Source organism: Burkholderia latens, from assembly GCF_001718795.1.
GTDB classification, from domain to species: domain Bacteria; phylum Pseudomonadota; class Gammaproteobacteria; order Burkholderiales; family Burkholderiaceae; genus Burkholderia; species Burkholderia latens_A.
This window is the reverse complement of record NZ_CP013435.1, coordinates 2978594-3004187: the sequence shown is the minus strand read 5'-3', so window position 1 is coordinate 3004187 and position 25594 is coordinate 2978594. Positions and strand designations below refer to the sequence as shown.

Annotated in this window: 20 protein-coding genes; 15 read left to right on the top strand and 5 right to left on the bottom strand. The window is 68.3% G+C overall.

The window, feature by feature from the left end:
* Window positions 1-351 precede the first annotated feature (351 nt).
* Genes tauA through WK25_RS13920 form a run of 3 tightly spaced genes read left to right on the top strand, consistent with a single transcriptional unit; the run spans window position 352 to window position 3171 of the window.
* On the top strand, window positions 352-1368 hold the full coding sequence (gene tauA, locus WK25_RS13930; protein ID WP_059544684.1) for a taurine ABC transporter substrate-binding protein: 1017 nt from the start codon (window positions 352-354) through the stop codon (window positions 1366-1368).
* A gap of 40 nt (window positions 1369-1408) precedes the next feature.
* The gene (locus WK25_RS13925) at window positions 1409-2206 is read left to right on the top strand and encodes a taurine ABC transporter ATP-binding protein (RefSeq protein WP_069241788.1); all 798 of its coding nucleotides are present in this window, start codon (window positions 1409-1411) and stop codon (window positions 2204-2206) included.
* The gene (locus WK25_RS13920) at window positions 2206-3171 is read left to right on the top strand and encodes an ABC transporter permease subunit (RefSeq protein ID WP_059544688.1); all 966 of its coding nucleotides are present in this window, start codon (window positions 2206-2208) and stop codon (window positions 3169-3171) included. Before WK25_RS13925 ends, WK25_RS13920 begins: the two co-directional genes overlap by 1 nt.
* A gap of 37 nt (window positions 3172-3208) precedes the next feature.
* Here the strand turns inward: WK25_RS13920 and ggt are convergent, their stop codons facing one another.
* The gene (gene ggt / locus WK25_RS13915; RefSeq protein ID WP_059544740.1) at window positions 3209-5092 is read right to left on the bottom strand and encodes a gamma-glutamyltransferase; all 1884 of its coding nucleotides are present in this window, start codon (window positions 5090-5092) and stop codon (window positions 3209-3211) included.
* A gap of 58 nt (window positions 5093-5150) precedes the next feature.
* A complete protein-coding gene (locus WK25_RS13910) occupies window positions 5151-6113 on the bottom strand; it encodes a LysR family transcriptional regulator (protein WP_059544690.1) in 963 nt (320 codons plus the stop codon).
* 253 nt (window positions 6114-6366) lie between these two features.
* On the opposite strand from WK25_RS13910, the gene WK25_RS13905 reads away from it, so the two are divergent.
* From WK25_RS13905 to WK25_RS13865, 9 genes are all read left to right on the top strand, one after another.
* Window positions 6367-8502, top strand: coding sequence for a 3-hydroxyacyl-CoA dehydrogenase NAD-binding domain-containing protein (locus WK25_RS13905; RefSeq protein WP_069241787.1), 2136 nt, complete (start codon window positions 6367-6369; stop codon window positions 8500-8502).
* 29 nt (window positions 8503-8531) lie between these two features.
* Window positions 8532-9734 (top strand): acyl-CoA dehydrogenase family protein, encoded by a 1203-nt coding sequence (locus WK25_RS13900; protein WP_069241786.1) that lies wholly within the window; start codon window positions 8532-8534, stop codon window positions 9732-9734.
* Window positions 9735-9748: 14 nt separating this feature from the next.
* Window positions 9749-10894, top strand: a complete 1146-nt coding sequence (locus WK25_RS13895; protein ID WP_069242000.1) for an acyl-CoA dehydrogenase family protein — start codon at window positions 9749-9751, stop codon at window positions 10892-10894.
* A gap of 31 nt (window positions 10895-10925) precedes the next feature.
* Window positions 10926-12131: a CaiB/BaiF CoA transferase family protein gene (locus WK25_RS13890; RefSeq protein ID WP_040144801.1), complete on the top strand. Its 1206-nt coding sequence runs from the start codon at window positions 10926-10928 to the stop codon at window positions 12129-12131.
* Window positions 12132-12234: 103 nt separating this feature from the next.
* Entirely contained in the window at window positions 12235-12540 is a 306-nt protein-coding gene (locus tag WK25_RS13885; RefSeq protein ID WP_059544695.1) for a DUF485 domain-containing protein, read from the top strand.
* An 11-nt stretch (window positions 12541-12551) separates the two neighbouring features.
* Window positions 12552-14237, top strand: coding sequence for a cation/acetate symporter ActP (gene actP / locus WK25_RS13880; protein WP_069241785.1), 1686 nt, complete (start codon window positions 12552-12554; stop codon window positions 14235-14237).
* Between the two features lie 354 nt (window positions 14238-14591).
* The gene (locus WK25_RS13875; protein ID WP_040142157.1) at window positions 14592-15881 is read left to right on the top strand and encodes a dicarboxylate/amino acid:cation symporter; all 1290 of its coding nucleotides are present in this window, start codon (window positions 14592-14594) and stop codon (window positions 15879-15881) included.
* A gap of 4 nt (window positions 15882-15885) precedes the next feature.
* Window positions 15886-17895: a sensor histidine kinase gene (locus WK25_RS13870; protein WP_069241784.1), complete on the top strand. Its 2010-nt coding sequence runs from the start codon at window positions 15886-15888 to the stop codon at window positions 17893-17895.
* 73 nt (window positions 17896-17968) lie between these two features.
* Complete coding sequence (locus WK25_RS13865; protein WP_069241783.1) at window positions 17969-19324, top strand: sigma-54-dependent transcriptional regulator; 1356 nt, start codon at window positions 17969-17971, stop codon at window positions 19322-19324.
* Window positions 19325-19415: 91 nt separating this feature from the next.
* Here the strand turns inward: WK25_RS13865 and WK25_RS13860 are convergent, their stop codons facing one another.
* Window positions 19416-19952, bottom strand: coding sequence for a TlpA disulfide reductase family protein (locus WK25_RS13860; protein ID WP_040142151.1), 537 nt, complete (start codon window positions 19950-19952; stop codon window positions 19416-19418).
* Window positions 19953-20113: 161 nt separating this feature from the next.
* On the opposite strand from WK25_RS13860, the gene WK25_RS13855 reads away from it, so the two are divergent.
* Window positions 20114-20686 carry a hypothetical protein gene (locus tag WK25_RS13855; protein WP_040142149.1) on the top strand — a complete coding sequence of 191 codons (573 nt, stop codon included), beginning with the start codon at window positions 20114-20116 and terminating at the stop codon, window positions 20684-20686.
* Window positions 20687-21017: 331 nt separating this feature from the next.
* Here the strand turns inward: WK25_RS13855 and WK25_RS13850 are convergent, their stop codons facing one another.
* Both WK25_RS13850 and WK25_RS13845 read right to left on the bottom strand, forming a co-directional pair.
* On the bottom strand, window positions 21018-22676 hold the full coding sequence (locus tag WK25_RS13850; protein ID WP_069241782.1) for a YifB family Mg chelatase-like AAA ATPase: 1659 nt from the start codon (window positions 22674-22676) through the stop codon (window positions 21018-21020).
* A 251-nt stretch (window positions 22677-22927) separates the two neighbouring features.
* Window positions 22928-23179 carry an accessory factor UbiK family protein gene (locus WK25_RS13845; protein WP_040142145.1) on the bottom strand — a complete coding sequence of 84 codons (252 nt, stop codon included), beginning with the start codon at window positions 23177-23179 and terminating at the stop codon, window positions 22928-22930.
* Between the two features lie 356 nt (window positions 23180-23535).
* Here WK25_RS13845 and WK25_RS13840 point away from each other — a divergent pair, with 356 nt between their 5' ends.
* Together WK25_RS13840 and WK25_RS13835 are read left to right on the top strand one after the other, a co-directional pair.
* On the top strand, window positions 23536-23874 hold the full coding sequence (locus WK25_RS13840; RefSeq protein ID WP_006398175.1) for a P-II family nitrogen regulator: 339 nt from the start codon (window positions 23536-23538) through the stop codon (window positions 23872-23874).
* A gap of 29 nt (window positions 23875-23903) precedes the next feature.
* Window positions 23904-25412 (top strand): ammonium transporter, encoded by a 1509-nt coding sequence (locus tag WK25_RS13835; protein ID WP_069241781.1) that lies wholly within the window; start codon window positions 23904-23906, stop codon window positions 25410-25412.
* The last annotated feature ends 182 nt before the right edge of the window (window positions 25413-25594 follow it).

Here is a 25594-nt window from a genome sequence, read left to right as displayed (position 1 = left end):
ACATTCTGGTCTGTCTCGCTTGTCACCGCTTAGACCCGGTGGCCCCCTGCATGGGGCGACACTCGCGGTCGGTCGACGCGATACAAAGGACGTACGGCATCAGTATCCACACGCGTCTGAGAGAGTTGCCGAGACACCAGCGATTGTTTCTGTCGTCGCGTCGAAGGCGAACTGCGATCGCATGTCTCCACGCACTGATCGCCGCTCAATCGACGATCACATGCAATAAAGCATGAAAAGCAAAGCCGAAACGGCATCGATAGCTTCGCACGATAAGTTCGCTCCCGCCGCAAGCAAAGCTCGTAAAGTCGGCTCTCCGCTTGCAACACCCGCATTCCGAAGGAGAGCCGCATGTCCCGTTTCAGCTTCATCCGCCGCGCGCTCGTCGCGCTGACCGCCTTTGCCGCGCTCGGCGCAGCACACGCCGAATCGCGCGAAGTCGTGATCGCGTATCAGGACATGGTCGTGCCGTGGCGCTACGCGCAGGCAAGCGGTGAAGTCGAGAAGGCAACCGGCTACAAGGTCACGTTCCGCAAGCTCGACAGCGGCGCCGACGTGATCCGCGCGCTCGCGTCGGGCTCCGTGCAGCTCGGCGAGGCCGGCTCCAGCCCGATCGCGGCCGGCCTGTCGCAGGGCCTCGACATCTCGCTGTTCTGGGTGCTCGACAACATCAACGACGCCGAGGCGCTCGTCGCGCGCAACGGCTCCGGGGTGACCAGCGTCGCCGGGTTGAAGGGCAAGAAGATCGGCGTGCCGTTCGTGTCCACGTCGCACTTCCATACGCTCGTCGCGCTGCAGGCCGCCGGCGTCAATCCGAACGACGTGAAGATCGTCAACCTGCGTCCGCCCGAAGTCGCGGCCGCATGGACGCGCGGCGACATCGATGCGACCTATATCTGGGATCCGGTGCTCGCGAAGGTCAAGCAGTCGGGCACCGTGCTGACGACGTCCGGCCGGGTTGCGAAGGAAAGTGGCAAATCGACGTTCGACGGCTTCGTTGTCAGCCGCAAGTTCGCGCGCGAGAACCCCGAGTTCGTCACGCGCTTCGTGAAGGTTCTCGCGTCGGCAGACGCCGACTATCGCGCGCATGCGGCGGCCTGGAAGGTCGGCTCGCCGCAGGTTGCGGCGGTCGCGAAGGTGTCCGGCGCGAACGCGCAGGACGTGCCGGCCAGCCTCGCGCTCTACGCGTTTCCGACGGTGGCCGAACAGGCTTCGCCGACGTGGCTCGGCGGCGGCGCGCAATCGGGCGCCGCGAAGTCGCTCGCGGCCACCGCTGCATTCCTCAAGTCGCAGGGCACCATCCAGACGGTGCTCGCCGATTATTCGGCCGGCGTCGATCCGCAGTTCGTGCAGAAGGCCGCGCGCTGAGCCCGACCATTCAGCCCACTCGTCGCGGAGCCCTTCGATCATGAGCACGCTGGAAGTCCGTCACGTATCGGTCGCGTATCCGGGGGAGCGCGGCAGACCGACGACGCAGGCGCTCGCGCGCGTCGACCTGCGCATCGATTCCGGTGAATTCGTCGTCGCGCTCGGCGCCTCCGGGTGCGGGAAGACGACGCTGCTGAACTGCATGGCCGGCTTCGTCGCGCCGACGACCGGCGACGTGCGCATCGACGGCGTGCCGGTCACCGGCCCCGGCGCCGATCGCGGCGTCGTGTTCCAGAAATACGCGCTGTTGCCGTGGCTCGACGTGCTCGACAACGTCGCGCTCGGGCTGCGCTTCGCGCGCGTGTCGAAAGCCGAACGCGAAGCGCGCGCGACAGAGATGCTCGCGCTCGTCGGCCTCGAGCGCCATGCGCATGCGCGCGTGTATGAACTTTCCGGCGGAATGCAGCAGCGCGTCGGCATCGCGCGTGCGCTCGCGAGCGATCCCCGCGTGCTGCTGATGGACGAGCCGATGGGGGCGCTCGATGCGATGACGCGCGGCACGATGCAGTCGCTCGTGCTTAACGTGTGGGCGCGCACCGGCAAGACGGTGTTCTTCATCACGCACGACGTCGAGGAGGCGCTGTTCCTCGCCACGCGTCTCGTCGTGATGACGCCGGGCCCCGGCCGGATCGCGGAAACCTTCGAGCTGCCGTTCGCGCGGCGTTACGTCGCTTCCCGCGATGCGCGAGCGGCGAAGTCGTCGCCGGAATTCATTGCGTGGCGCGAGCGGCTGATCGCATATCTGCATCGCGACGACGCGGCCGCGGAGGCCGCGTGATGCATGAGTTCGCGCGGCACGGCGCATCCGTAGGACGCGGGCGGATCAGTACTTTGGACAAGCAGGGCGACATGAGCACGCAGGATTCTTTGGCGGCCGAGCGCGCGGCCGCGCCGTCCGCGCAGGACGATCACGCCGTACGACGACGCGACGCAGCCCGTCGGGCCCGTGCGTCGCATCGCTACCGCTTGCCGGGGCAGGGGACGACGGCCGCGCTCAGCGTAGCGACGGCCGGGGCGCTGGCCGTGCTGTGGTGGGTCGCGACGCATCTGCAGTGGCTGCCGCCGCTGTTCCTGCCCGCACCTGAAGCGGTGTGGATCGCGTTCGTCGACGCATGGCACGGCCGTATCCAGGGCGGGCTGCCGTTGTCCGAACACCTGCTGTGGAGCGCAGCGCGCGTGTTCGGCGCGTTCGTGTTCGCGACGGCGATCGGCGTGCCGGCCGGCATTCTGATGGGCGTGAGCCGCATCGCGCGCGGCGTGCTCGATCCGCTGCTCGAGTTCTACCGGCCGCTGCCGCCGCTCGCGTACCTGCCGCTCGTCGTGATCTGGTTCGGCATCGACGAAACGGCGAAGCTCGTCGTGATCTTCCTCGCATGCTTCGCGCCGATCGCGATGGCCGCACGCGCCGGCGTGCGCGCGGCGACGGTCGAGCAGATCAACGCCGCGTATTCGCTCGGCGGCAGCTTCGCGCAAATCGTGCGGCACGTGGTGCTGCCGGCCGCGCTGCCGGAAATCCTCACCGGGCTGCGGATCGCGATCGGGTTCGGCTGGACGACGCTCGTCGCGGCCGAGATGGTCGCCGCGACGGCCGGGCTCGGGCAAATGGTGCTCAACGCGTCGAGCTTCCTGCGTACCGATATCGTGGTGATGGGGATTTTGATCATCGGCGCGATCGCGTGGCTGTTCGATCTCGCGATGCGGTGGGTCGAGCGGCGGCTGGTGCCGTGGAAGGGGCGCGGGTGATGCGGCACGGGCACGCGCGAATGCTTCGCGCGGCCGTTCACTCGCCCATCGCCACTCCTTCCCGCCGCGGATCCGCGCCACCGAACCACACCGTCTGCCCCTGCACGTTCAGCCGCTGGATCCCCTGCACGCCCGAGTTCATCTCGACGACCTTCACGTCGTGCCCGCGCCCCTTCAATCCGTCGACGAGCGCATTCGACACGCGCCCGCGTTCGAGCTGCGTCGGCCCGTTCATCGATCCGAAGTTCGGCAGCGCGATCGCCTGCTGCATCGTCATCCCCCAGTCCAGCACGCCGATCATCGTCTTCGCGACGTGGTTGATGATCGCGGGCCCGCCGGCCGAGCCGACGATCATCGTCACCTGCTTCGTCTTCTGGTCGAACACGAGCTCCGGCGACATCGCGGAGCGCGGCCGCTTGCCGGGCTGAACGCGATTCGCGACCGGCCGCCCGTTCTCGCTCGACACGAATGAGAAGTCGGTCAGCTGGTTGTTCAGCATGAACCCGCGCACCATCAGCCGCGAACCAAACGCGTCCTCGACGCTGGTCGTCATCGACAGCGCCTGGCCGTAGCGGTCGATGATCGCGAGGTCGGACGTCGAAGGCAATTCGGGGCTGCGGTCGTCGGCGAACGCGAGCGTCGCGCCCTGCGGCGTGCCGGCCTGCGCGACGCCCATGCTCGTGTCGCCGATCAGCCGTGCGCGCTGCGCGAGATACGACTTGTCGGTGAGGCTCGCCCAGTTGCCGCCGGGCAGCGGCACGAAATCGGGATCGGCGACGTAGCGCGCGCGGTCCGCATACGCGAGGCGTCCGGCCTCGCTGAACAGGTGTGCGGCGAACGGCGTCGGCTCGTAGCCGACGTCGTTGCGCACCGGCTTCTGCGCGCCGATCTGCTGCCAGTCCGGCATCGCCTCGAGGATGCCGAGCATCTGCGCGATCGCGAGGCCGCCCGACGACGGCGGCGGCATCCCGCACACGACCGAACGCCGGTAGTCGGTGCATAGCGGCGCGCGCACCTTTGCCTTGTAGCGCGCAAGATCCTGCAGCGACAGCAGCCCCGGATTCGTCGGGTGCTTGCGCACCTTCGCGACGATGTCGCGCGCGATCGCGCCGGTGTAGAACGCGTTCGCGCCGCGATCGGCGATCTGGCGCAGGACCGTGGCGAGCGCGGGGTTCTTCAGCACCGTGCCGGCCGCCTTCGGCGTGCCGTCCTTGTTGTAGAAGTACGCGCGCGCGGCCGGATCGTTCATCAGGTACTTGTCGTTCGCGATCAGCATCGCCAGACGCGGGCTGATCGTGAAGCCGTGCTCGGCGAGCCGGATCGCCGGCTGGAACAGCCGCCGCCACGGCAGCTTGCCGTGCGCGCGATGCGCGGCGTCGAGCATGCGCAGCACGCCCGGCGTGCCGACCGAACGCCCGCCGACCACGCCCTCGTAGAAACTCATCGGCTGGCCGGTCGGGCCGTAGAACAGCCGGTCGGTCGCGGCGGCCGGCGCGGTTTCGCGGCCGTCGTAAGCCTGCGTCGCCTTGCCGTCGAAGTAGAGCATGAATGCGCCGCCGCCGATGCCCGACGACTGCGGCTCGACGAGCGCGAGCACCATCTGCGTCGCGATTGCCGCGTCGATCGCAGTGCCGCCCGCTTTCAGCATTTCGTAGCCGGCCTGCGTCGCGAGCGGGTTCGCGGCCGCGATCATGAAGCGCTGCGACGTCCAGCCGGGCTTGTCGGTCCAGCCGGACGACCGCTCGGGCGCGTGCGCGCCCGGCAGCGGCACTGCGGCGTCCGATGCGGCGGCGACCGGTATGACGGCGTTCGATGGTGCGGACGGCGACGTGCAGCCGGCCCCGAACGTGACCAGCGCGGCGAGCGCGAGCGTGGCGGCGAGCGTCCGGGGACGCGAAGGCGGACGAATCCGGTCGAACATTGAACCCTCGGCAACGGTGAATTCGAAGGAGGCGGCGGCGCCGTGCGCACGCGGCGCGCTATTGTCGCCGCGCGGCCGCCGGGTTGTCATCAGACAGGAAACCCTGACGCATCCCGCCCGGCCCGCCGCGGCCGGTCTTTCCGGCCTGTTCGAGGATGAACTCTATGAAGGTCTGGGTCGCGCGCGTGTGGTGCCGGTTCGGCATGTACAGCATGTACATGTGCGTGCCGAAGATGCTGAGCCGATAAGCGTCGAGCGACGTGACGACGGCGCCGCTGCGGATGTCGTCCTGCATCACGTAGTCGGGCACGATGCCGACGCCGATTCCCGCGAGGATGGCCTCGCGCAGGAACAGGAAGTTCTCCGAAATCAGCGTGGGCTCGAGCAGCACCTCGTGGCGCTCGTCGCCGAGATACGCGGCGATCCGCAGCTGCCGGCCCAGCACCGTCGCGGTGACGACCGGCGCGGCGGCCAACGCGCCGAGGCTCGCCGGCATCCCGTGCTCGGCCGCGAACGCGCGCGACGCGCACGCGACGTAGCGCACGGCGCCCATGTCGCGCGCGACGAGATTCTGCGGCGGCTCGGACATCACGCGGATCGCGATGTCGACTTCGTCGCGCATCAGATCCTCCACGCGATTCTCGAACACGACATCGAGCACGATGCCCGGATGCAGCCGCTTGAACGCGAGCAGCCACTCGGACATCACCATCTGCCCGTAGCCGCTCGGCACCGACAGCCGGACGCGGCCCTGCAGGTCCTGGCCGAGCGTCGTCACCGATTCCTGCGCTGCAAGCAGCTCGTTGCGAATGCGCCGGCCGTGCTCGTACAGCTTCAGCCCGATCTCGGTCGGCTCGATGCGGCGCGTCGTCCGGCGCACGAGCTGCTGGCCGATCGAGCGTTCGAGCTGGTTCAGCCGATAACTGACGTTCGCGCGGCTCATCTTCAGCCGCTGCGCGGCCTTGCTCAGGTTGCCGGCGTCGAGGATCTCGACGAGCAGCGTCAGCGCGTTCAGGTCCATCCGCGGTGTCTCCTGATCCGTCCCGTTTAACCTGCCGAAACGGTTCGAAAGCATTCAATGTCAAGTCGGACTTGACAGCTTGTAAAGGCGGGCGGGAATTGTCAATGAATCTCGATCAATCGAGAATCCCACCGATGGCTGGCCACCGCGCCGGATCCGTTTCCCGCCCACGCGGAACCACGCTCGCGAGCCGGCATCGACCGCCGACGCGGGCGCGGTCCTCCGCGCACGGCGCACCGCACCTGGAGACACGATGAATTCATCCGCTTCCCCCGAGACACCGGCGAGCGGCACCGTCACGCGCGAACGGCGCGACAAGGTGCTCGTCGTCACGGTCGACCATCCGCCCGTCAACGCGCTGTCTGCCGACGTGCGGCGCGGCCTCGCCGACGCACTCGACGCCGCGCAGGCCGATGCCACCATCCGCGCGGTGCTGATCGTCGGCGCCGGCCGCAACTTCATCGCGGGCGCCGACATCCGCGAATTCGGCAAGCCGCCGGTGCCGCCGTCCCTGCCCGACGTGTGCGAGCGGATCGAGTCGAGCGCGAAGCCGGTCGTGGTCGCTCTGCACGGCGCGACGCTCGGCGGCGGCCTGGAGGTCGCGCTCGCCGCGCATTACCGGATCGCGGTGCCCGGCGCGAAGCTCGGGCTCCCCGAAGTGACGCTCGGCCTGCTGCCGGGCGCGGGCGGCACGCAGCGCGCGCCGCGCCTGATCGGCGCAAAGGCCGCGCTCGACCTGATGCTGACCGGCCGCCACGCGAGCGCCGACGAAGCGCTCGCGCTTGGCCTCGTCGATCGCGTCGCGCACAGCGACGACACGCTCGCCGAAGGGCTCGCGTACGCGCAGGAACTCATGTCGCTCGGCGCGCCGCCGCGGCGCACGCGCGATGCGCAGGGCCTCGCCGATCGAGCGGCCGCGCAAGCCGCGATCGATGCGGCGTGCGCCGAGTTGCCGAAGAAATCGCGCGGGCTGTTCTCGCCCGCGAAGATCGTCGACGCGGTCGAGGCCGCGCTCACGCTGCCGTTCGACGCGGGAATGAAGCTCGAACGCAGCCTGTTCCTGCAATGCGTCGACAGTCCCCAGCGCGCGGGCCTGGTGCATGCGTTCTTCGCGGAACGCGAGGCCGCGAAGGCGCCCGAGGCGCGCCGCGCGAGCGCGCGCCCGGTCGAGCGGATCGGCGTGGTTGGCGGCGGCACGATGGGCGCGGGTATTGCGGTCGCCGCGCTCGACGCCGGCTTGCCGGTGACGATGATCGAACGCGACGACGCGTCGCTCGCGCGCGGCCGTGCGCATGTCGAGAAGGTGTACGACGCGCTCGTCGCCAAGGGCCGGATGACGCCGGCCGCGCACGCGGCGCGGCTCGCGCGCTTCAAGGGCAGCACGTCGTACGACGCGCTCGCGCAGGCCGACGTCGTGATCGAGGCCGTGTTCGAGGACATGGCCGTGAAGAAGGCCGTATTCGGCGAACTTGCGCGCGTATGCAAGCCGGGCGCGGTGCTCGCGACCAACACGTCGTATCTCGACATCAACGAGCTGGCCGCCAGCATCGACCGGCCGGCCGACGTGATCGGCCTACATTTCTTCTCGCCGGCGAACGTGATGAAGCTGCTGGAGATCGTCGTGCCGGCGCGCGTCAGTGCCGACGTCGTCGCGACCGCGTTCGCGCTCGCGAAGCAGATGAAGAAGACGCCGGTGCGGGCCGGCGTGTGCGACGGCTTCATCGGCAACCGGATCCTGGCCGTCTACCGCACCGCGGCCGATTACCTGATGGAAGATGGCGCATCGCCGTACCAGATCGATCGCGCGGTGCGCGAGTTCGGATTTCCGATGGGACCGTTTCAGGTCGTCGATCTCGCGGGCGGCGACATCGGCTGGGCGACCCGCAAGCGGCGCGCGGCGACGCGCGATCCGAACGCACGCTATGTGGAGATTTCGGACCGCCTGTGCGAGCGCGGCTGGTTCGGCCAGAAGACGGGGCGCGGCTACTACCTGTATCCGGAGGGCGCGCGCGTCGGCACGCCGGACCCGGAAGTCGAAGCAATCGTCGCGGAAGAACGGGCGAAGAAGGGCGTCACGCCGCGCACGTTCACCGACGACGAGATCCTGCGCCGCTACGTCGCCGCGATGATCAACGAAGGTGCGAACGTCGTGCACGAGAAGATCGCGCTGCGCCCGCTCGACGTCGACGCGGTGTTCCTGTACGGCTACGGCTTCCCGCGCTATCGCGGCGGGCCGATGCATTACGCGGACACGGTCGGCCTCGACAACGTGCTCGCCGACATCCGCGCGTTCGCGCACGAAGATCCGCTGTTCTGGAAGCCGTCGCCGCTGCTCGTCGAGCTGGTCGAGCGCGGCGCGAACTTCGCGAGCCTGAACCACATCGGCTGAACGTCAATCGCATACGCAACGGACCCACGATGGACCTCAATTTCACTCCCGAAGAGGAAGCGTTCCGCAACGACGTGCAGCGCTTTCTCGCCGCCGAACTGCCGGAACGCATCGCGCGCAAGGTGAAGGGCGGCCTGCGCCTGACGCGCGACGACATGCGCGAATGGCACGCGATCCTGAACGCGCGAGGCTGGCTCGCGAGCCACTGGCCGCGCGAGTACGGCGGCCCCGGCTGGAGCGTCGCGCAGAAGTTCCTGTTCGACAACGAATGCGCGCTCGCCGGCGCGCCGCGCATCGTGCCGTTTGGCGTAAACATGCTCGGCCCCGTGCTGATCAAGTACGGCAGCGAAGCGCAGAAGCGCTACTGGCTGCCGCGCATTCTCGACGGCACCGACTGGTGGTGCCAGGGTTATTCGGAGCCGGGCGCCGGCTCCGATCTCGCGTCGGTGAAGACGACCGCGGTACGCGATGGCGATCACTACATCGTGAACGGCCAGAAGACGTGGACGACGCTCGGTCACTACGCGAACATGATCTTCTGCCTCGTGCGCACCGCGACCGACGTGCGCAAGCAGGAGGGCATCAGTTTCCTGCTGGTCGACATGAACACGCCGGGCGTCGAAGTGCGCCCGATCATCACGCTCGACGGCGAGCACGAAGTGAACGAGGTGTTTTTCACCGACGTGCGCGTGCCCGCGGCAAACCTGGTCGGCGAAGAAAACCGCGGCTGGACTTACGCGAAATACCTGCTCACGTACGAGCGCACGAACATCGCGGGCATCGGCTTCTCGACGGCCGCGCTCGAGCGGCTGCGCGCGGTCGCGGCGAAGGTCACGAAGAACGGCCGGCCGCTTTTGGATGATCCGTTCTTCGCGGCCCGCGTCGCGCGCGTCGAGATCGAACTCGAGAACATGCGCACGACCAACCTGCGCGTGCTGGCCGCGGTCGCGGGCGGCGGCGCGCCGGGCGCGGAAAGCTCGATGCTGAAGATCCGCGGCACGCAGATCCGCCAGGAAATCACCGCGTTGATGCGCCGCGCGATGGGGCCGTATGCGCTGCCGTTCATCGAGGACGCACTCGATGCCAACGACGCGCAGGACAGCGAACCGGTCGGCCCGGTCGAAGCGGCGAGCGCCGCGCAGCAGTACTTCAACAACCGCAAGCTGTCGATTTTCGGCGGCTCGAACGAGATCCAGAAGAACATCATCGCGAAGATGATGCTCGGGCTGTGACGAGGGACGCGACGATGGATTTTCAGCACACGGAAGACCGGCGGATGCTTGCGGATACGTTGAACCGCTTCATCGCCGAACAATACGCGTTCCCGGTGCGCGACCGCATCGCACAATCGGCCGAAGGCTTCGACCGCACGATGTGGCGGCGCTTTGCCGAGCTTGGCGCGGTCGGCGCGCTGTTCTCCGAAGCGGACGGCGGCTTCGGCGGCGCAGGTTTCGACATCGCCGTGGTGTTCGAATGCGTCGGGCGCGGGCTCGTCGTCGAGCCGTTCCTCGGCGCGCTGCTCGCAGGCCGCGCGCTCGCGCTCGCCGGCGGCGACGCGCATCGCGCGCGGCTCGCCGCGCTGATCGACGGCAGCGCGAGCGCCGCGTTCGCGCACGACGAGCCGGGCTCGCATTACGAGCTGACCACCGTGCGCACGCGCGCCGAGCGCGCTGGCGACGGCTGGGTGCTGACGGGTGCGAAGGGCGTCGTCGACCAGGCCGCGCAAGCGGCGTTCTTCGTCGTCAGCGCGCGCGTGTCCGGCCATGACGACGACGCGGCCGGCATCGGCCTGTTCGTCGTGCCGGCCGATGCGCCGGGCGTGTCGCTGCGCGACTACCGCAAGATCGACGGCGGCCGCGCGGCCGAAGTGCGCTTCGAACGTGTCGTGCTGCCGGCCGATGCCGCGCTAGGCGGGTCCGAAGCGAACGGCGGCGAAGCAGGGGCCGCATTGCTCGAGCGCGTGCTCGGCTACGGGCTGCTTGCGCTGTCGGCGGAAGCGCTCGGCGCGATGGACGTCGCGAAGGAAGCGACGCTCGACTATCTGCGCACGCGCAAGCAGTTCGGGATGCCGATCGGCAGCTTCCAGGCGCTGCAGCATCGAATGGCCGACCTGCTGCTCGAAGTCGAGCAGGCGCGCTCGGCGGTGATCAACGCGGCCGCGCAGCTCGATGCGCCGCGCGCGGTGCGCGAACGCGCGCTCGCGGCGGCCAAGTACACCATCGGCCGGATCGGCACGCTGGTCGCGGAAGAAAGCATCCAGCTGCACGGCGGGATCGGGATGACGTGGGAGCTGCCGCTGTCGCATTACGCGAAGCGGCTCGTGATGATCGATCACCAGCTCGGCGACGAGGATCACCATCTCGCGCGCTACATCGCGCTGTCCAAACAATAAGAGACGGACGGCGCGAATGGAGGAGACAACGATGACGAACGACACGCGCGCGCTGCCGCTGGCCGGTGTGAAAGTGCTCGATTTCTCGCGCGTGCTGGCAGGCCCGTGGAGCGCGATGGTGCTCGCGGATTTCGGCGCGGAAGTGATCAAGGTCGAGCACCCGGCGCGGGGCGACGACACCCGCGACTGGGGGCTGCGGATCGGCAACACGGAGACGACTTACTTCAACAGCGTGAACCGCAGCAAGCGGTCGATCTGCATCGACCTGCAGACGGACGAAGGGCGGCGCATTGCCCGCGAGCTGGCCGCGCACGCGGACGTGCTGGTCCACAACTTCAAGTGCGGCGGCGCGGAGAAGCTCGGGCTCGGCTACGACGCGCTCGCCGCGCTCAATCCGCGGCTCGTGCATTGCGCGATCTCCGGCTACGACCGGTCGGGCCCGGAAGCCGCGCGCCCCGGCTACGACCTCGTCGTGCAGGGCGAGGCCGGGCTGATGGCACTGAACGGCGAGGCCGGCCAGCCGCCGCTGAAGTTCGGCGTCGCGGCGGTCGACCTGTTTACCGGCATGTATTCGGCGCAGGCGATTCTGGCCGCGCTGTACGAACGCCATGCGACCGGCCGCGGGCGGCGCATCGAAATGGCGCTGTTCGACTGCGGGCTGATGATCACCGCGTACTACGGGCTCGATGCGCTGCTGATGGGCGAGGATCCGCCGCGCTACGGCAACGCGCATCCGTCGATCGTGCCGTACGGCGTGTTCGACGCGGCCGACGGCCCCCTCGTGATCACGGTCGGCAACAACACGCAGTTCGCGCGCTTCTGCGATGCGATCGAGCGGCCCGAGCTTGCGGCCGACGAACGCTACAAGACCAACCTCGGCCGTTCCGAAAATCGTGCCGCGCTGCTGCCGGAGATCCGTCGCGAACTCGCGCGGCGGCCGCGCGCGACGCTGCTCGCGGCGCTGGCGGGGGCCGGCATTCCGTGCGGCGAAGTGCTCGGGCTGCACGAAGCGCTGACGTCGGAGCGTGCGGCGCGCGCGGGACTCGTCACGCGGCAGCCGCATCCGGTCGCAGGCGGCGTCGACGTGCTTGCGCCGCCGTATCGCTTCGACGGCGCGCGGCTGCCGGTGCGCGGCGCGCCGCCGGTGCTCGGCGCCGATACCGGCGACGTGCTCGGCGACTGGCTCGGGATGTCGGCGGAAGACGTCGCGCGGCTGCGGGCGGATCGCATCGTGTAGCGGACTGCATCGGTTGCCGCCGCGGCGCGGGCGGCGCAATGGACGCGCGCCGATGTTCCATACAACACACGTCGCGTAACGACGAGAAGATATTGGAGACACCATGGAGCTTTCCGTCATCGAATCGGTCACGGCGCGCCGTGACTACCAGCAGCTCGTGCGTGCACGGCGCCGCTTCAGCTTCACGCTGACGGCGCTGATGATCGCCACGTACTACGGCTTCATCCTGCTCGTCGCGCTCGCGCCGCATGTGCTGGCCGCGCCGCTCTACCGCGGCGCGACGACGACGGTCGGGATCGTCGCGGGCGTCGCGATCATCCTGGTCGCGATCGGCCTGACCGCGTGCTACGTGCTGCGCGCGAATCGTGCGTTCGACCGCCGCGTCGACGCGATCCTGCAACGTTCGTGACGGAGGCCTGCATGCGAGTCATTTCGCGCGCACTCGGCGCGCCGGCCGTTTTCGTGTCCTCCATCGCTCACGCGACCGGCGTCGCGGGGCCGATGCCCGACAAGGTCGAGCTGAACCCGGTCGCGATCGCGATGTTCTTCGCGTTCGTGTTCGCGACGCTGGCGCTCACGCGCTGGGCCGCACGCCGCACGCGCTCGACCCGCGACTTCTATACGGCCGGCGGCGGCATCACCGGGCTGCAGAACGGGCTCGCGATCGCGGGCGACTACATGTCGGCCGCGTCGTTTCTCGGGTTGTCGGGGATGGTGTTCATGTTCGGCTTCGACGGGCTGGTCTACTCGATCGGCTTCCTGGTCGGCTGGCCGTTCGTGATGTTCCTGATTGCCGAGCCGTTGCGCAACCTCGGCAAGTTCACGTTCGTCGACGTCGTCGCGTACCGCTTTGCGCAGCGGCCGATCCGGCTGCTGACGTCCGCGAACGCGCTGACGATCGTCGTGCTGTACCTCGTCGTGCAGATGGTCGGCGCGGGCAAGCTGATCCAGTTGCTGTTCGGGCTGTCGTACGGCACGGCGGAGCTGATCGTCGGCGTGCTGATGGTCGTCTACGTGTTCTTCGGCGGGATGACGGCGACTACCTGGGTGCAGGTGATCAAGGCCGTGCTGTTGCTCGCCGGCGCGACGCTGCTCGCGTGGCTCGCGCTCGGCGAGTTCGGGTTCAGCGTCGACGAGATGTTCCGCCGCGCGGTGGCGGTGCATCCGGGCGCGCTGTCGATCATGGGGCCCGGCAAGCTGATCCGCGATCCGGCCAACGCGCTGTCGCTCGGCATCGCGCTGATGTTCGGCACGGCCGGCTTCCCGCACATCCTGATGCGCTTCTTCACGGTGCCGAACGCGAAGGAGGCGCGCAAGTCGGTGCTGTACGCCACCGGCTTCATCGGCTACTTCTACCTGCTGACGTTCGTGATCGGCTTCTCGGCGATCGTGCTGCTCGCGCAGCATCCGGAATTCTTCCGGCTCGGCGCGAACGGCACGTTCAACCTGACGCACGACCTGCTCGGCGGATCCAACATGGTCGCGGTGAAGCTCGCGCAGGCGGTCGGCGGCAACTGGTTCTACGGGTTCATCGCGGCCGTCACGTTTGCGACGATCCTCGCCGTGGTCGCCGGCCTGACGCTCGCCGGCGCGACGACGATCTCGCACGACCTGTATGCGCAGATGTGGGCGCGCGGCAAACCGGACGAACGGCTCGAGATGCGCATCTCGCGCGCGGCGACGATCGGGCTGTCCGCCATCGCGATCGCGCTGTCGATCCTGTTCGAACACGTGAACGTCGCGTTCATGGTCGGCCTCGTCGCGGCGGTGGCCGCCAGCGCGAATTTCCCGGTGCTCGCGATGTCGATCTTCTGGCGCGGAATGACGACGCGCGGCGCGGTGCTCGGCGGCGCCCTCGGCCTCGCGTCGGCGGTAGTGCTCACCGTGCTGTCCAAGTCGGTGTGGGTGGACGTGTTGCACCACGCGCACGCGCCGGTATTTCTCGACAACCCGGCGCTCGTGTCGGTGCCGCTCGCGTTCATCGGGATCGTTGTCGGTTCGCTTGCCGACCGCGGCGAGCGCGCACGCCGCGAGCGCGAGGCGTTCGAGCGGCAGGAGTTCTACGCGCAGTCGGGCGTGCTCGCGAGCCGCGCCGTCCAGCACTGATTCATCCGATGAAACGATGCATCCGTCCGGATCGCCGGACGGATATTTTCCGGAAATCCGGAATCCCGGATTTCCTTGCGTGCCGCATTATGAGAAATACAATGAAAACAACGGCTTGAGGGGTTCCGGAAACCTGGCATCGACCTTGCGATATGAAAAGCACGGCCGCCCCCCCGGCCCGACTATTAAACCAAGGAGACAATCGATGACCAGCGCCTTCCTCCCCTGTCGGATGTTCTGAGGCATCGCTTGTTGCGGCACGGCAGCCGCGCGGGCGAATGCCTTCTCCCCCGAGACATTCGCCTGCGCGCGTGACGCCGTTTCCACGGCTCATCTACTTCAGCAGGAACCATCGTGAAGAAGAAACCCTTCTACAAAGTGCTCTATGTGCAGGTGATCTTCGCCATCATCGTCGGCGTGATCCTCGGCCACTTCTATCCGGCGCTCGCCACCGACATGAAACCGCTCGGCGACGGCTTCATCAAGCTGATCAAGATGGTGATCGGTCCGATCATCTTCTGTACGGTCGTCACCGGCATTGCCGGCATGGAGGACATGAAGAAGGTGGGCCGCGTCGGCGGCAAGGCGCTGCTGTACTTCGAGATCGTGTCGACCTTCGCGCTGCTGCTCGGCCTCGCGGCCACGCACCTGCTGCGTCCGGGCGTCGGCTTCAACATCGATCCGGCGACGCTGAACGGCAAGGAAGTCGCGTCGTACGCGGCGAAGGCGCACGGGCAGTCGACGGTCGACTTCCTGATGCACATCATCCCGAACACGATGGTCGATGCGTTCGCGCAGGGCGAAATCCTGCAGATCCTGCTGATCGCGCTCCTGTTCGGCAGCGTGCTCGCGCACCTCGGCGAGCGCGGCAAGGTCGTGACCGACTTCATCGACGGCCTGACGCGCGTGCTGTTCGGCATCGTCCATATCGTCACGAAGCTGGCGCCGATCGGCGCGTTCGGCGCGATGGCGTTCACGATCGGCAAGTACGGCGTCGGCTCGCTGGTGCCGCTGCTCAAGCTGATCGGCACGTTCTATCTGACGTCGGTCGTGTTCGTGCTCGTCGTGCTCGGCGCGATCGCGCGCTTCACCGGCTTCTCGATCATCCGCTTCGTGTCGTACATCAAGGAAGAGCTGCTGATCGTGCTCGGCACGAGCTCGTCGGAAGCCGCGCTGCCGCAGTTGATGGAAAAGCTCGAAAAGGCCGGCTGCTCGCGTTCGGTCGTCGGCCTCGTCGTGCCGACCGGCTACTCGTTCAACCTCGACGGCACCAACATCTACATGACGATGGCCGTGCTGTTCATCGCGCAGGCGACCAACATCGAGCTCACGTGGATGCAGCAGCTCACGCTGCTGGCCGTGGCGATGCTGACGTCGAAGGGTGCGAGCGGCGTTACCGGCGCGGGCTTCATCACGCTCGCCGCGACGCTCGCGGTGGTGCCGACGATCCCGCTGTCGGGCATGGTGCTGATCCTCGGCATCGACCGCTTCATGAGCGAATGCCGCGCGCTGACGAACATCGTCGGCAACGGTGTCGCGACCGTCGTCGTGTCGGCGTGGGAGAAGGAGCTCGACCGCAACAAGCTGCGCCAGGCGCTGAAGGGCGGTAGCGAAGTCACGCCGACCGAGACGGCCGGCGTCTGACGCGATGAACGAGCAGGCGGCGGCGCCGCCCGTCGGCCGGGCGGGCCGCGGCGACCGGGGCAGCGATGCGGAGGCCTATGACACAATAGGCGATCCGCATCGTCAGGAAGCCTCGACCGTGACGCGCCACCTGCTCATCTTCGCCGTGCTTGCCGCCGCGCTCGCCGCGGCATGCGCGCTGACGTGGACCATCACATGGCAGCGGGGCGTCGCCGAGCTTCAGCGCAATGCCGCGGTGCGCGTCGACCGCACCACCAACGCGCTCAAGAGCACGCTCGACCGTTACGAATCGCTGCCTTATCTGCTCGGCAGCCATCCGTACGTGCAGGATTTGCTCGCCGAGCCCAACCGTGCCGATTTCACCGCGCGCGCGAACCGTTACCTCGAAGACCTCAACGAACACGCGCACGCGACCGTCACCTACGTGATCGGCGCGGATGGCCTGTGCGTCGCCGCGAGCAACTGGCGCGCGCCCGACAGCTTCGTCGGGACCGAATATCGTTTCCGTCCATATTTCCTCGATGCGATGAACGGGCAGGTCGGCCGTTTCTTCGGCATCGGCACGATCTCGCGGGATCCCGGCTATTACATCTCGCAGCCGGTATGGCGCGACGGCCGGATTGCGGGCGTCGTCGTCGTGAAGCTCAATCTCGAATGGTTCCAGGGCGCCGACGCGTCCGAGCCGCTCGTCGTCGCGGACGATCACGGCGTCGTGTTCCTGTCGTCGGTGCCCGCATGGAAGTACCACACGCTGCGACCGCTCACGGGGCCCGTGGCGGCGTCGATCTACGAGACGCGCCAGTACGCGCAGCAGCCCGTCACGCCGCTGCCGCTGCGCGTCGAGCAGGTGCTCGGCGCCGATGCGGAGATCGTGCGGCTTGGTCCCGGCCGGCGCGCGCCGCGCTTTCTCGCGAGCAAACGGCGGATCGGGGAACCCGACTGGCTGCTGGTCACGCTTGCACCGATCGCCCCGGTCGACGCCGACGCCCGCAACGCGACGATCGTCACGGGTTTCGGGTTCGTGTCGGTGGCGCTGCTCGCGTTCTACTGGCGGATGCGCCGCGCGCGCGTGCGCGAGATGATTCGCGGCCGCGCGCTGCTGCAACAGGCGTATGCGGAGCTGAACCGGCGCGTCGAGGAGCGTACGGCCGACCTGTCGGAAGCGAACGAGCAGTTGCAGAAGGAAGTCGGCGACCGGATCCGCGCGGAACAGGAACTGCGCGCCGCGCACGACGAACTGATCCAGGCGAGCAAGCTCGCGGCGCTCGGCCAGATGGCCGCCGGCATCACGCATGAACTGAACCAGCCGCTCGCGGCGTTGCGCAGCTTCTCGGACAACACGCGCGTGCTGCTCGATCGCGGCGAACAGGCGGCCGCGCGCGAGAACCTGGAAGCGATCGCCGCGCTGACCGAGCGAATGGGCAAGATCACGAACCAGCTGAAGCTGTTCGTCGGCCGCGCAAAGCCGCGCAACGAGCAGGCGCTCGTCGTGCGCGCGCTGCGCAGTGTGCTGTCGCTGCTCGGCGAGCGCCTGCGCGGCGTCGCGCTCACGCTGACGCTGCAGGACGCGACCGTGTCGCCTGCACAGGATGCGCCGCTCGACCTCGCGCGCGACTATCCGGAACTCGTCGCGCGCTGCGAGGACCTGCGCCTCGAGCAGGTGCTGATCAATCTGCTCGGCAACGCGCTCGACGCGGTCGCCGGCGTCGCGGCGCCCGCGATCGAAGTGACGATCGCGGTGTCCGTCGCGACGGTCGCGATCGAAGTACGCGACAACGGTCCGGGCATCGCGCCCGACCTGCTGCCGCGCCTGTTCGAACCGTTCTTCACGACCAAGGAAATGGGGCGCGGGCTCGGGCTCGGCCTTGCGATCTCGTCGTCGATCGCGAGCGACGCCGGCGGCGCGCTGACCGCGCGCAACGCGCCGTCCGGCGGCGCGCTGTTCGTCTTGACGTTGCGGCGCGCACGCACGCATCATCCGGACGCCGTGTCCGAGCCGGCGGGTTCGCGCTAGCGCCCCGCCGGCCGGCATCAACGAGAGCCGCGCGCGATTGCGCCGCGCGGCCTGTCAGGAGCAAGTGACTACGATGGCCAACCGGCTGCAAGTGATTTATATCGAAGACGATGCGCTCGTTCGCCGGGCGAGCGTGCAGAGCCTCCAGCTCGCGGGGTTCGACGTCGCCGGGTTCGAATCCGCGGAGGCGGCCGACAAGGCGATCGTCGCGGAAACCGCCGGCGTGATCGTCAGCGACATCCGGCTGCCCGGCGCGAGCGGGCTCGATCTGCTCGCGCAGTGCCGCGAGCGCGTGCCCGACGTGCCGGTGATTCTCGTCACCGGTCATGGCGACATCTCGATGGCCGTGCAGGCGATGCGCGACGGCGCGTACGACTTCATCGAAAAGCCGTTCGCGGCCGAGCGGCTGATCGAGACGGTCCGTCGCGCGCTCGAGCGGCGCGAACTCGTGCTCGAGAACCATGCGCTGCGGCGCGAGCTGGCCGGGCAGAACATCGTCGCGCCGCGCATCATCGGCCGCAGCCCGGCGATCGAACAGGTGCGCAAGCTGATCGCGAACGTCGCACCCACCGATGCATCGGTGCTGATCAACGGCGACACCGGCGCCGGCAAGGAGCTGATCGCGCGCAGCCTGCACGAGCTGTCGCCGCGTCGCGACAAGCCGTTCATTGCGGTGAACTGCGGCGCGCTGCCCGAGCCGATGTTCGAGTCCGAGATGTTCGGCTACGAGCCGGGTGCGTTCACCGGCGCCGCGAAGCGGCGCGTCGGCAAGCTCGAGTACGCGTCCGGCGGCACGCTGTTCCTCGACGAGATCGAAAGCATGCCGCTCGCGCTGCAGGTGAAGCTCTTGCGCGTGCTGCAGGACGGCGTGCTCGAGCGGCTCGGCTCGAATCAGCCGATCCGCGTGAACTGCCGCGTCGTCGCGGCCGCGAAGGGCGACATGAGCGAGCTCGTCGCGGCTGGCACGTTCCGGCGCGACCTGCTGTACCGGCTCAACGTCGTGACGATCGCGCTGCCGCCGCTCGCCGAGCGCCGCGAAGACATCGTGCCGCTGTTCGAGCACTTCATGCTGGATGCCGCCGTGCGCTACGGGCGGCCGGCGCCGGTGCTGACAGACCGGCAGCGTGCGAGCCTGATGCAGCGCGATTGGCCGGGCAACGTGCGCGAGCTGCGCAATGCCGCCGACCGTTTCGTGCTCGGCGTCGCGGACATGCCGCAGCACGCGGGCGCGAACGACGACGCGGCGGAGAACGACCAGACGCTGAAGGAGCGTATCGAGCAGTTCGAGCGCGCGGTGATCGCCGAGGCGCTGAACCAGACGGGCGGCGCGGTCGCCGCGACAGCCGATCGGCTGCACGTCGGCAAGGCGACGTTGTACGAGAAGATGAAGCGCTACGGGCTGTCGGCGAAAGGCGACGGCGAGCGCTGAAAAACGAACGGACCGCAGTGCGGTCCGTTGTGCGGAGCAGCGCGCCGTCTGGCGCGCTGCGAGTCTGTCGGGCGGTAACGGCGCGCGGGGCTCAGGCCGCGTTGCCGTCGAGCGCCTTCTTCAGCAGCGCGTCGAGTTCCGCGAATTGCGGGGCGCCGACGTAGCGCTTCAGGATCTTGCCGTCCTTGTCGACGACGAAGGTCGTCGGCGTGAGTTGCACGTTGCCGAACTGCTTCGCGACGCTGCCGTCGTCCAGCGCGACCTTGAACGGCAACTGGCGCGTCTGCGCGTAGTTCGCGACGTACATCGGCGGATCGTAATTCATCGCGACCGCGACGAATTCGAGCCCCTGGCCTTTGAAGCGGTTATAGGTCTCGACCATCTGCGGCATTTCCTGCATGCAGGTCGCGCAGCTCGTCGCCCAGAAGTTCACGAGGTAGACCTTGCCTTTCAGGTCGCCGGCCGTCGACACCTTCTGACCCGACAGCAGCGTGAAGGTGGCGTCCGGCACGGTGGACTTGCCGTTGAACGCGAAGAAGCCGGCGACGGCGATCGCGGCGACGACGACGGCTGCGGCGATATAGCGGGCGGGCCCGGTGCGGCGCCGGGCGGGAGGCGTGGTGTTCATCTGCGGTGCTCTCGGAGTCGGTCGATCGCGCGGATCGATGCAAAGGACGTCGAAATTCGGCGCCTATTTTAGCGCGAATGCGGCGCGCGCACCGGCGGTGCCCGCGCATCTCGGGTGTCGGCTTCAGCGGATAATGGCGGTTTTGCCTGCCCGTCACCGCCATGCCGAAGGAAGCCGTCGATTCATTGCGTCCCCTTTTTCGTTTACTGCGACACTTCGCCGCGCTCGCGTGTGTGGGCGCGGCGCTTGCCGCGTGTTCGCCGTCGTATGACTGGCGCACGCTGCACAACGACGCCGGCTATACGATCGACCTGCCGGCGAAGCCGACCGTCGAGGACCAGCCGGTGGCGGTCGGCGGCGCGTCGATGCCGATGCGGATGCAGGCTGCGCACGTCGACGGGGCGGTGTTCGCGGTCGGCACGCTGACGTTGCCGGACGACCGCGACGACACGCGGCGCGCGGCGCTGGAATTTCTGCGCACGGGGCTGTCGCGCAATCTCGAAGGCGCGCCGCAGACGGCCGCCGTGGCGGTGCCGCTTGCGGCGGGCGGCGCGGTGGCCGGGCTCGAGTTGCGCGTCGCGGGCGCGGCCAGCGGCGGCGACCATGCGCACAAGACGATCGTCGCGCGGCTCGTCGCACGCGGCCGGCACGCGTACCAGGCGGTGGTGATCGCCGACGGCCCGCTCGCGCAGGAGCAGTTCGACCAGTTTTTCGGCTCGTTCAAGCTCGACTGACAGGGCCGGTGACGCGTGCCGACACGCTGTGACAACTGAAAGTTCGTTCGCAGCTTTCGACGCTAATCGACGGATTTTGCGGGGATTTTTGGGCTATCCACAGCGGATGTGGATAACTTTGTTGAAAAGTCGGGCTCATCTCCCGCAGAGCCGCGCCGGACGGCTTTCCGGTATTTTTAACGGCTTCCGGCCCTTTCGATAAAAGTCAATTAAAACAAAGAGATAGAGATTCTGCGCGAATTCGGTCGTGGCGACGTCGGCGCCGGCCCCGGATTCGCGAAATTGTGCATAAGTCAAGTCTTGACAGCCGTATTTTGTCCTCCGAGGGCGCTCACAGTGCGGTGAGCGCCCGCCGGTAGCGGATCGCTTCGGCGATCTGCGCGGCTGTCGGCATCGGGTCGCCGGCCAGATCGGCGACCGTCCGTGCGACCTTCAGCACGCGGAAATACGCGCGCGCCGACCAGCCGAACCGCTCGCCGGCCTCGCGCAGCAGTCGCTCGCCGTCGTCGGTCGGCCGGCACAGGTCGTCGGTTTCACGGCCGCTCAGCATGTGATTCGTCTTGCCCTGACGCTCGAGCTGCAGCGCCCGCGCGTGCGCGACCCGCGCGGCGACCGCGGCGCTCGGCTCGCCGGGGGCCGTCGCGCGCGACGCGAGTTCGGCCGGCGACAGCGCGGGCAAGTCGATCTGGATGTCGATCCGGTCCAGCAGCGGCCCGGACAGCTTGCGCAGGTAGCGCGCGGCGGCGTCCGGCGTGCAGCGGCAGCGCCCGGAAGGGTCGCCGTGCCATCCGCACGGGCACGGGTTCATCGCGGCGATCAACTGGCATGCGGCCGGGAAGTCGGCCTGCTGCGCTGCGCGAGAGATCGTGATGCGGCCCGCTTCCAGCGGCTCGCGCAGCATTTCGAGCACGTGGCGGTCGAACTCGGGCAACTCGTCGAGGAACAGCACGCCGAGGTGCGCGAGCGTGATCTCGCCCGGCTGCGGCGGATTACGGCCCCCGACCAGCGCGGCCGCGCTCGACGAATGATGGGGGGCGCGGAACGGCCGCCGGCGCCACTGCGCGGGCGAGAAGCCGAGCCGGCTCGCGGAAAGCAGCGCGGCCGACGTGAGCGCTTCGTCGTCCGTCAGCGGCGGCAGCAGGCCGGGCAGCCGCGCGGCGAGCATCGACTTGCCGGCGCCGGGCGGCCCGACCATCAGCATGTGGTGGCCGCCTGCCGCGGCTACTTCGAGCGCGCGCCGTGCGCCGCGCTGTCCGACGACGTCCGCGAGATCGGGAGCGGCGGGCGCCGGCACGCCGTCGACGCACGGTGCGGCAACCGGCACGAGGCGCGCGTCCGGCGCACCGGCGAGGTGCGCGCACAACGCGGGCAAGTCGGATGCGCCAAACACGGTGACGCCGGGCACGAGCGCGGCCTCGGCCGCACTGTCGAGCGGCAGGTAGAGCTCGGGTGGACGGGACCGGGCCGTCGCGCTGGCGGCTGCGCAGCAATCGGAGGTGCCAGGAAGACCCGCCGCGAGGCCGCTATCGGCACCAAGACGCGCGCCGGAATCCAGGTTCGGGCCGAAGCCATCCGCGCCTTCACTCGCGCGCCAATCGCGCGCCGCACCGCACGCCATCGCGAACGCGCCGCGCATCGGCCGCAGCGCGCCGGTCAGCGACAGCTCGCCCGCGAATTCGCGCCCGGCCAGCGCATCGGCCGGGATCTGGCCATTCGCCGCGAGGATGCCGAGCGCAATCGGCAGGTCGAAGCGGCCCGACTCCTTCGGCAGGTCGGCCGGCGCCAGATTGACGGTGATGCGCCTGACCGGGAAGTCGAATCCGCAGTTCTGCAGCGCGGCGCGCACGCGCTCGCGGCTTTCGCGGACTTCGAGATCGGGCAGGCCGACGATCGAGAACGACGGCAACCCGTTGGCGAGATGGACTTCGACGGTGACGTCCGGCGCGCGGCCGGCCGCCGGCGCGCGACTGCGCACCACAGCAAGCGACATGGCGAGGCTCCTGCAAATGGAATCGGTCGGGCACGACGGGGGGCCGCATGCCACGGGAATCGGAGGAATCGGTGCGCGCGTGCCGGCGTGGCGCGGGAAAGAACGAGGTACAGCGAAGAACGACGAACAGCGAAGAACGGGGGACTGCGAGGAACGACGGAGCGGCCTGCCGCATGGCTTGCCGACATCCGCGTGGCAGGCGCGGGCCGCACGGGGCGGCCCGCGCCCGGACCGTCAGGTCGGGTGAGGCGTCAGGCCTGGGATGCGGCGAGTCGCTGCTCGAGTTCGGCGACGCGCTTCTCGAGCTCCTCGAGACGCACGCGGGTGCGGGCGAGCACCTGTGCCTGCGTGTCGAACTCCTCGCGCGTGACGAGATCGAGCTTCGAGAAGCCTTGCGACAGCATGGCCTTCACATTGCGCTCGACATCCTTCGCCGGCGAGTTTTTCAGCAGGTCGCTGACGCGCGACTGCAGATCGTTGAAAACATCGCTGGGTTGCTTCATGAGATATCCCTTCCTTGCACAAAAAATGTGCATCTTCAGTTGCGTACGTGCCCATGATGCACACATGACCGGAAATGGTGCGCCAGTAGCGCGAAATCCGGGCATGGCGCCCGCATGGGTGAATGGCCCGGTGAGCCGGGACGTGCGTGCACTCTAGCAACGATCCTTTCGGCGCGCCAGCAAACCGGGCCACGTTGGCCATTCGGCCGGGCTTCCGCACCTTTCAACGGACGATGCGACCCCGCTTCGAAGCCATTCGACGCGGTGCTCGCGCAAACATGGCATGCGAGTTGCTGAGGAGAGAACCGTTACAACATTCCAACCAATTCGACGGGACCACCCAGCGAGAGGACTTCATGAAACTCATTACCGCAATCATCAAGCCGTTCAAGCTCGATGAGACCCGAGAAGCGCTGTCCGCGCTCGGCGTCTCCGGCATCACGGTGACCGAGGTGAAAGGGTTCGGGCGCCAGAAGGGGCACACCGAGCTGTACCGGGGCGCCGAATACGTGGTCGATTTCCTGCCGAAGATGAAGATCGAGGCGGCCGTGTCCGACGATCTCGTCGACCAGGCGGTCGAGGCGATCGAGCGGGCGGCGCGCACCGGCAAGATCGGCGACGGCAAGATCTTCGTCACGCCGATCGAACAGGTGATCCGGATCCGGACCGGGGAGACAGGCGCTGACGCGCTGTAACAAAGACAAGCGACAAGAGGAAACCTGAGATGCGCAAACTTCTGATGTCCCTGCTGATGACCGGCTCGCTGATCGCGGCCGGCGTTGGCCCCGCGCTCGCCGACGACGCGGCTTCCGCCGCGGCCGCGTCCGCGCCCGCTGCAACGGCTTCCGACGCAACGGCATCCGCGCCGGCTGCTTCGGCGCCTGCCGCCACCGACGCATCGGCAACCGCCGCCGCCGCACCCGCTTCGGGCGCCGCGGACGCATCGGCCGCCGCCGCCGCATCCGCGCCTGCCGCACCTGCGGCCCCGACCGCGCCGTTCTCCGTCGACTCGTCGAAGATCAGTGCCGGCGACACCGCGTGGATGCTCACGTCCACCGCGCTCGTGCTGTTCATGACCGTCCCCGGCCTCGCGCTGTTCTATGCGGGCATGGTCCGCAAGAAGAACGTGCTCGCGACGGTGATGCAGAGCTTCGCGATCACCGCGCTGATCACGGTGCTGTGGACGGTGATCGGCTACAGCCTCGCGTTCACGCCGGGCAACGGCTTCATCGGCGGCCTGTCGCGCGTGTTCCTGCACGGCATGAACTACATCAAGGGCGACAAGGCGACCACGCTGACCGTCAGCCACCTCGCGACGACGATCCCCGAGTCGGTCTACTTCGTCTACCAGATGACGTTCGCGATCATCACGCCGGCGCTGATCTGCGGCGCGTTCGCCGACCGGATGAAGTTCTCGGCGATGCTCGTGTTCATGACGCTCTGGTCGCTGATCGTCTATGTGCCGATCGCGCACATGGTGTGGGAGCCGACCGGCTGGCTGTCGGCAGACGGTGTGCTCGACTTCGCGGGCGGCACGGTCGTGCACATCAACGCCGGTATCGCGGGCCTGATGTCGTGCCTGGTGCTCGGCAAGCGCGTCGGCTACGGTCGTGAATCGATGGCGCCGCACAACCTGGTGCTGACGATGATCGGCGGCTCGATGCTGTGGGTCGGCTGGTTCGGTTTCAACGCGGGTTCCGCGGTGGCGGCCGACGGCCGTGCCGGCTTCGCGATGCTGACGACGCAAGTCGCGACGGCGTGCGCGGCGCTCGGCTGGATGTTTGCCGAGTGGATCGCCAAGGGCAAGCCGTCGGTGCTCGGCATCGTGTCGGGCGCGGTCGCCGGTCTCGTGGCGATCACGCCGGCAGCCGGCTTCGTCGGTGTGGCGGGCGCGCTCGTGATCGGTGTCGCGGCGGGCGTGATCTGCTTCTGGTCGGCGACGTGGCTCAAGTCGAAGCTCGGCTACGACGATTCGCTCGATGCGTTCGGCGTGCACGGCGTGGGCGGGATTCTCGGCGCACTGCTGACCGGCGTGTTCGCGGTCAAGGACATCGGCGGCGCCGACGGCAGCCTCATGCTGCAAGCGAAGGGCGTGCTGATCACGCTGGTCTACAGCGGCGTGCTGAGCTTCGTGCTGCTGAAGCTGATCGACCTGACGATCGGCCTGCGCGTGACCGAAGAGGAAGAGCGCGAAGGTCTCGACGTGATCCTGCACGGCGAGCATGTCGAATAAGTCATGAGATTGAACGCGGGCCGCCGCGCAGACGGCGCCCGCCCCGAATGAGCGCAGCGACTTCGGCCCGCCCACCCGGCGGGCTTTTTTTCTCCTGCTGCGTGCTGCCGGAGCGGATGACCCTTCACTCTATCGGGTCAATAGCCGAAAACTTCCTCCATATCCTTGTGAAGCCGGGAACA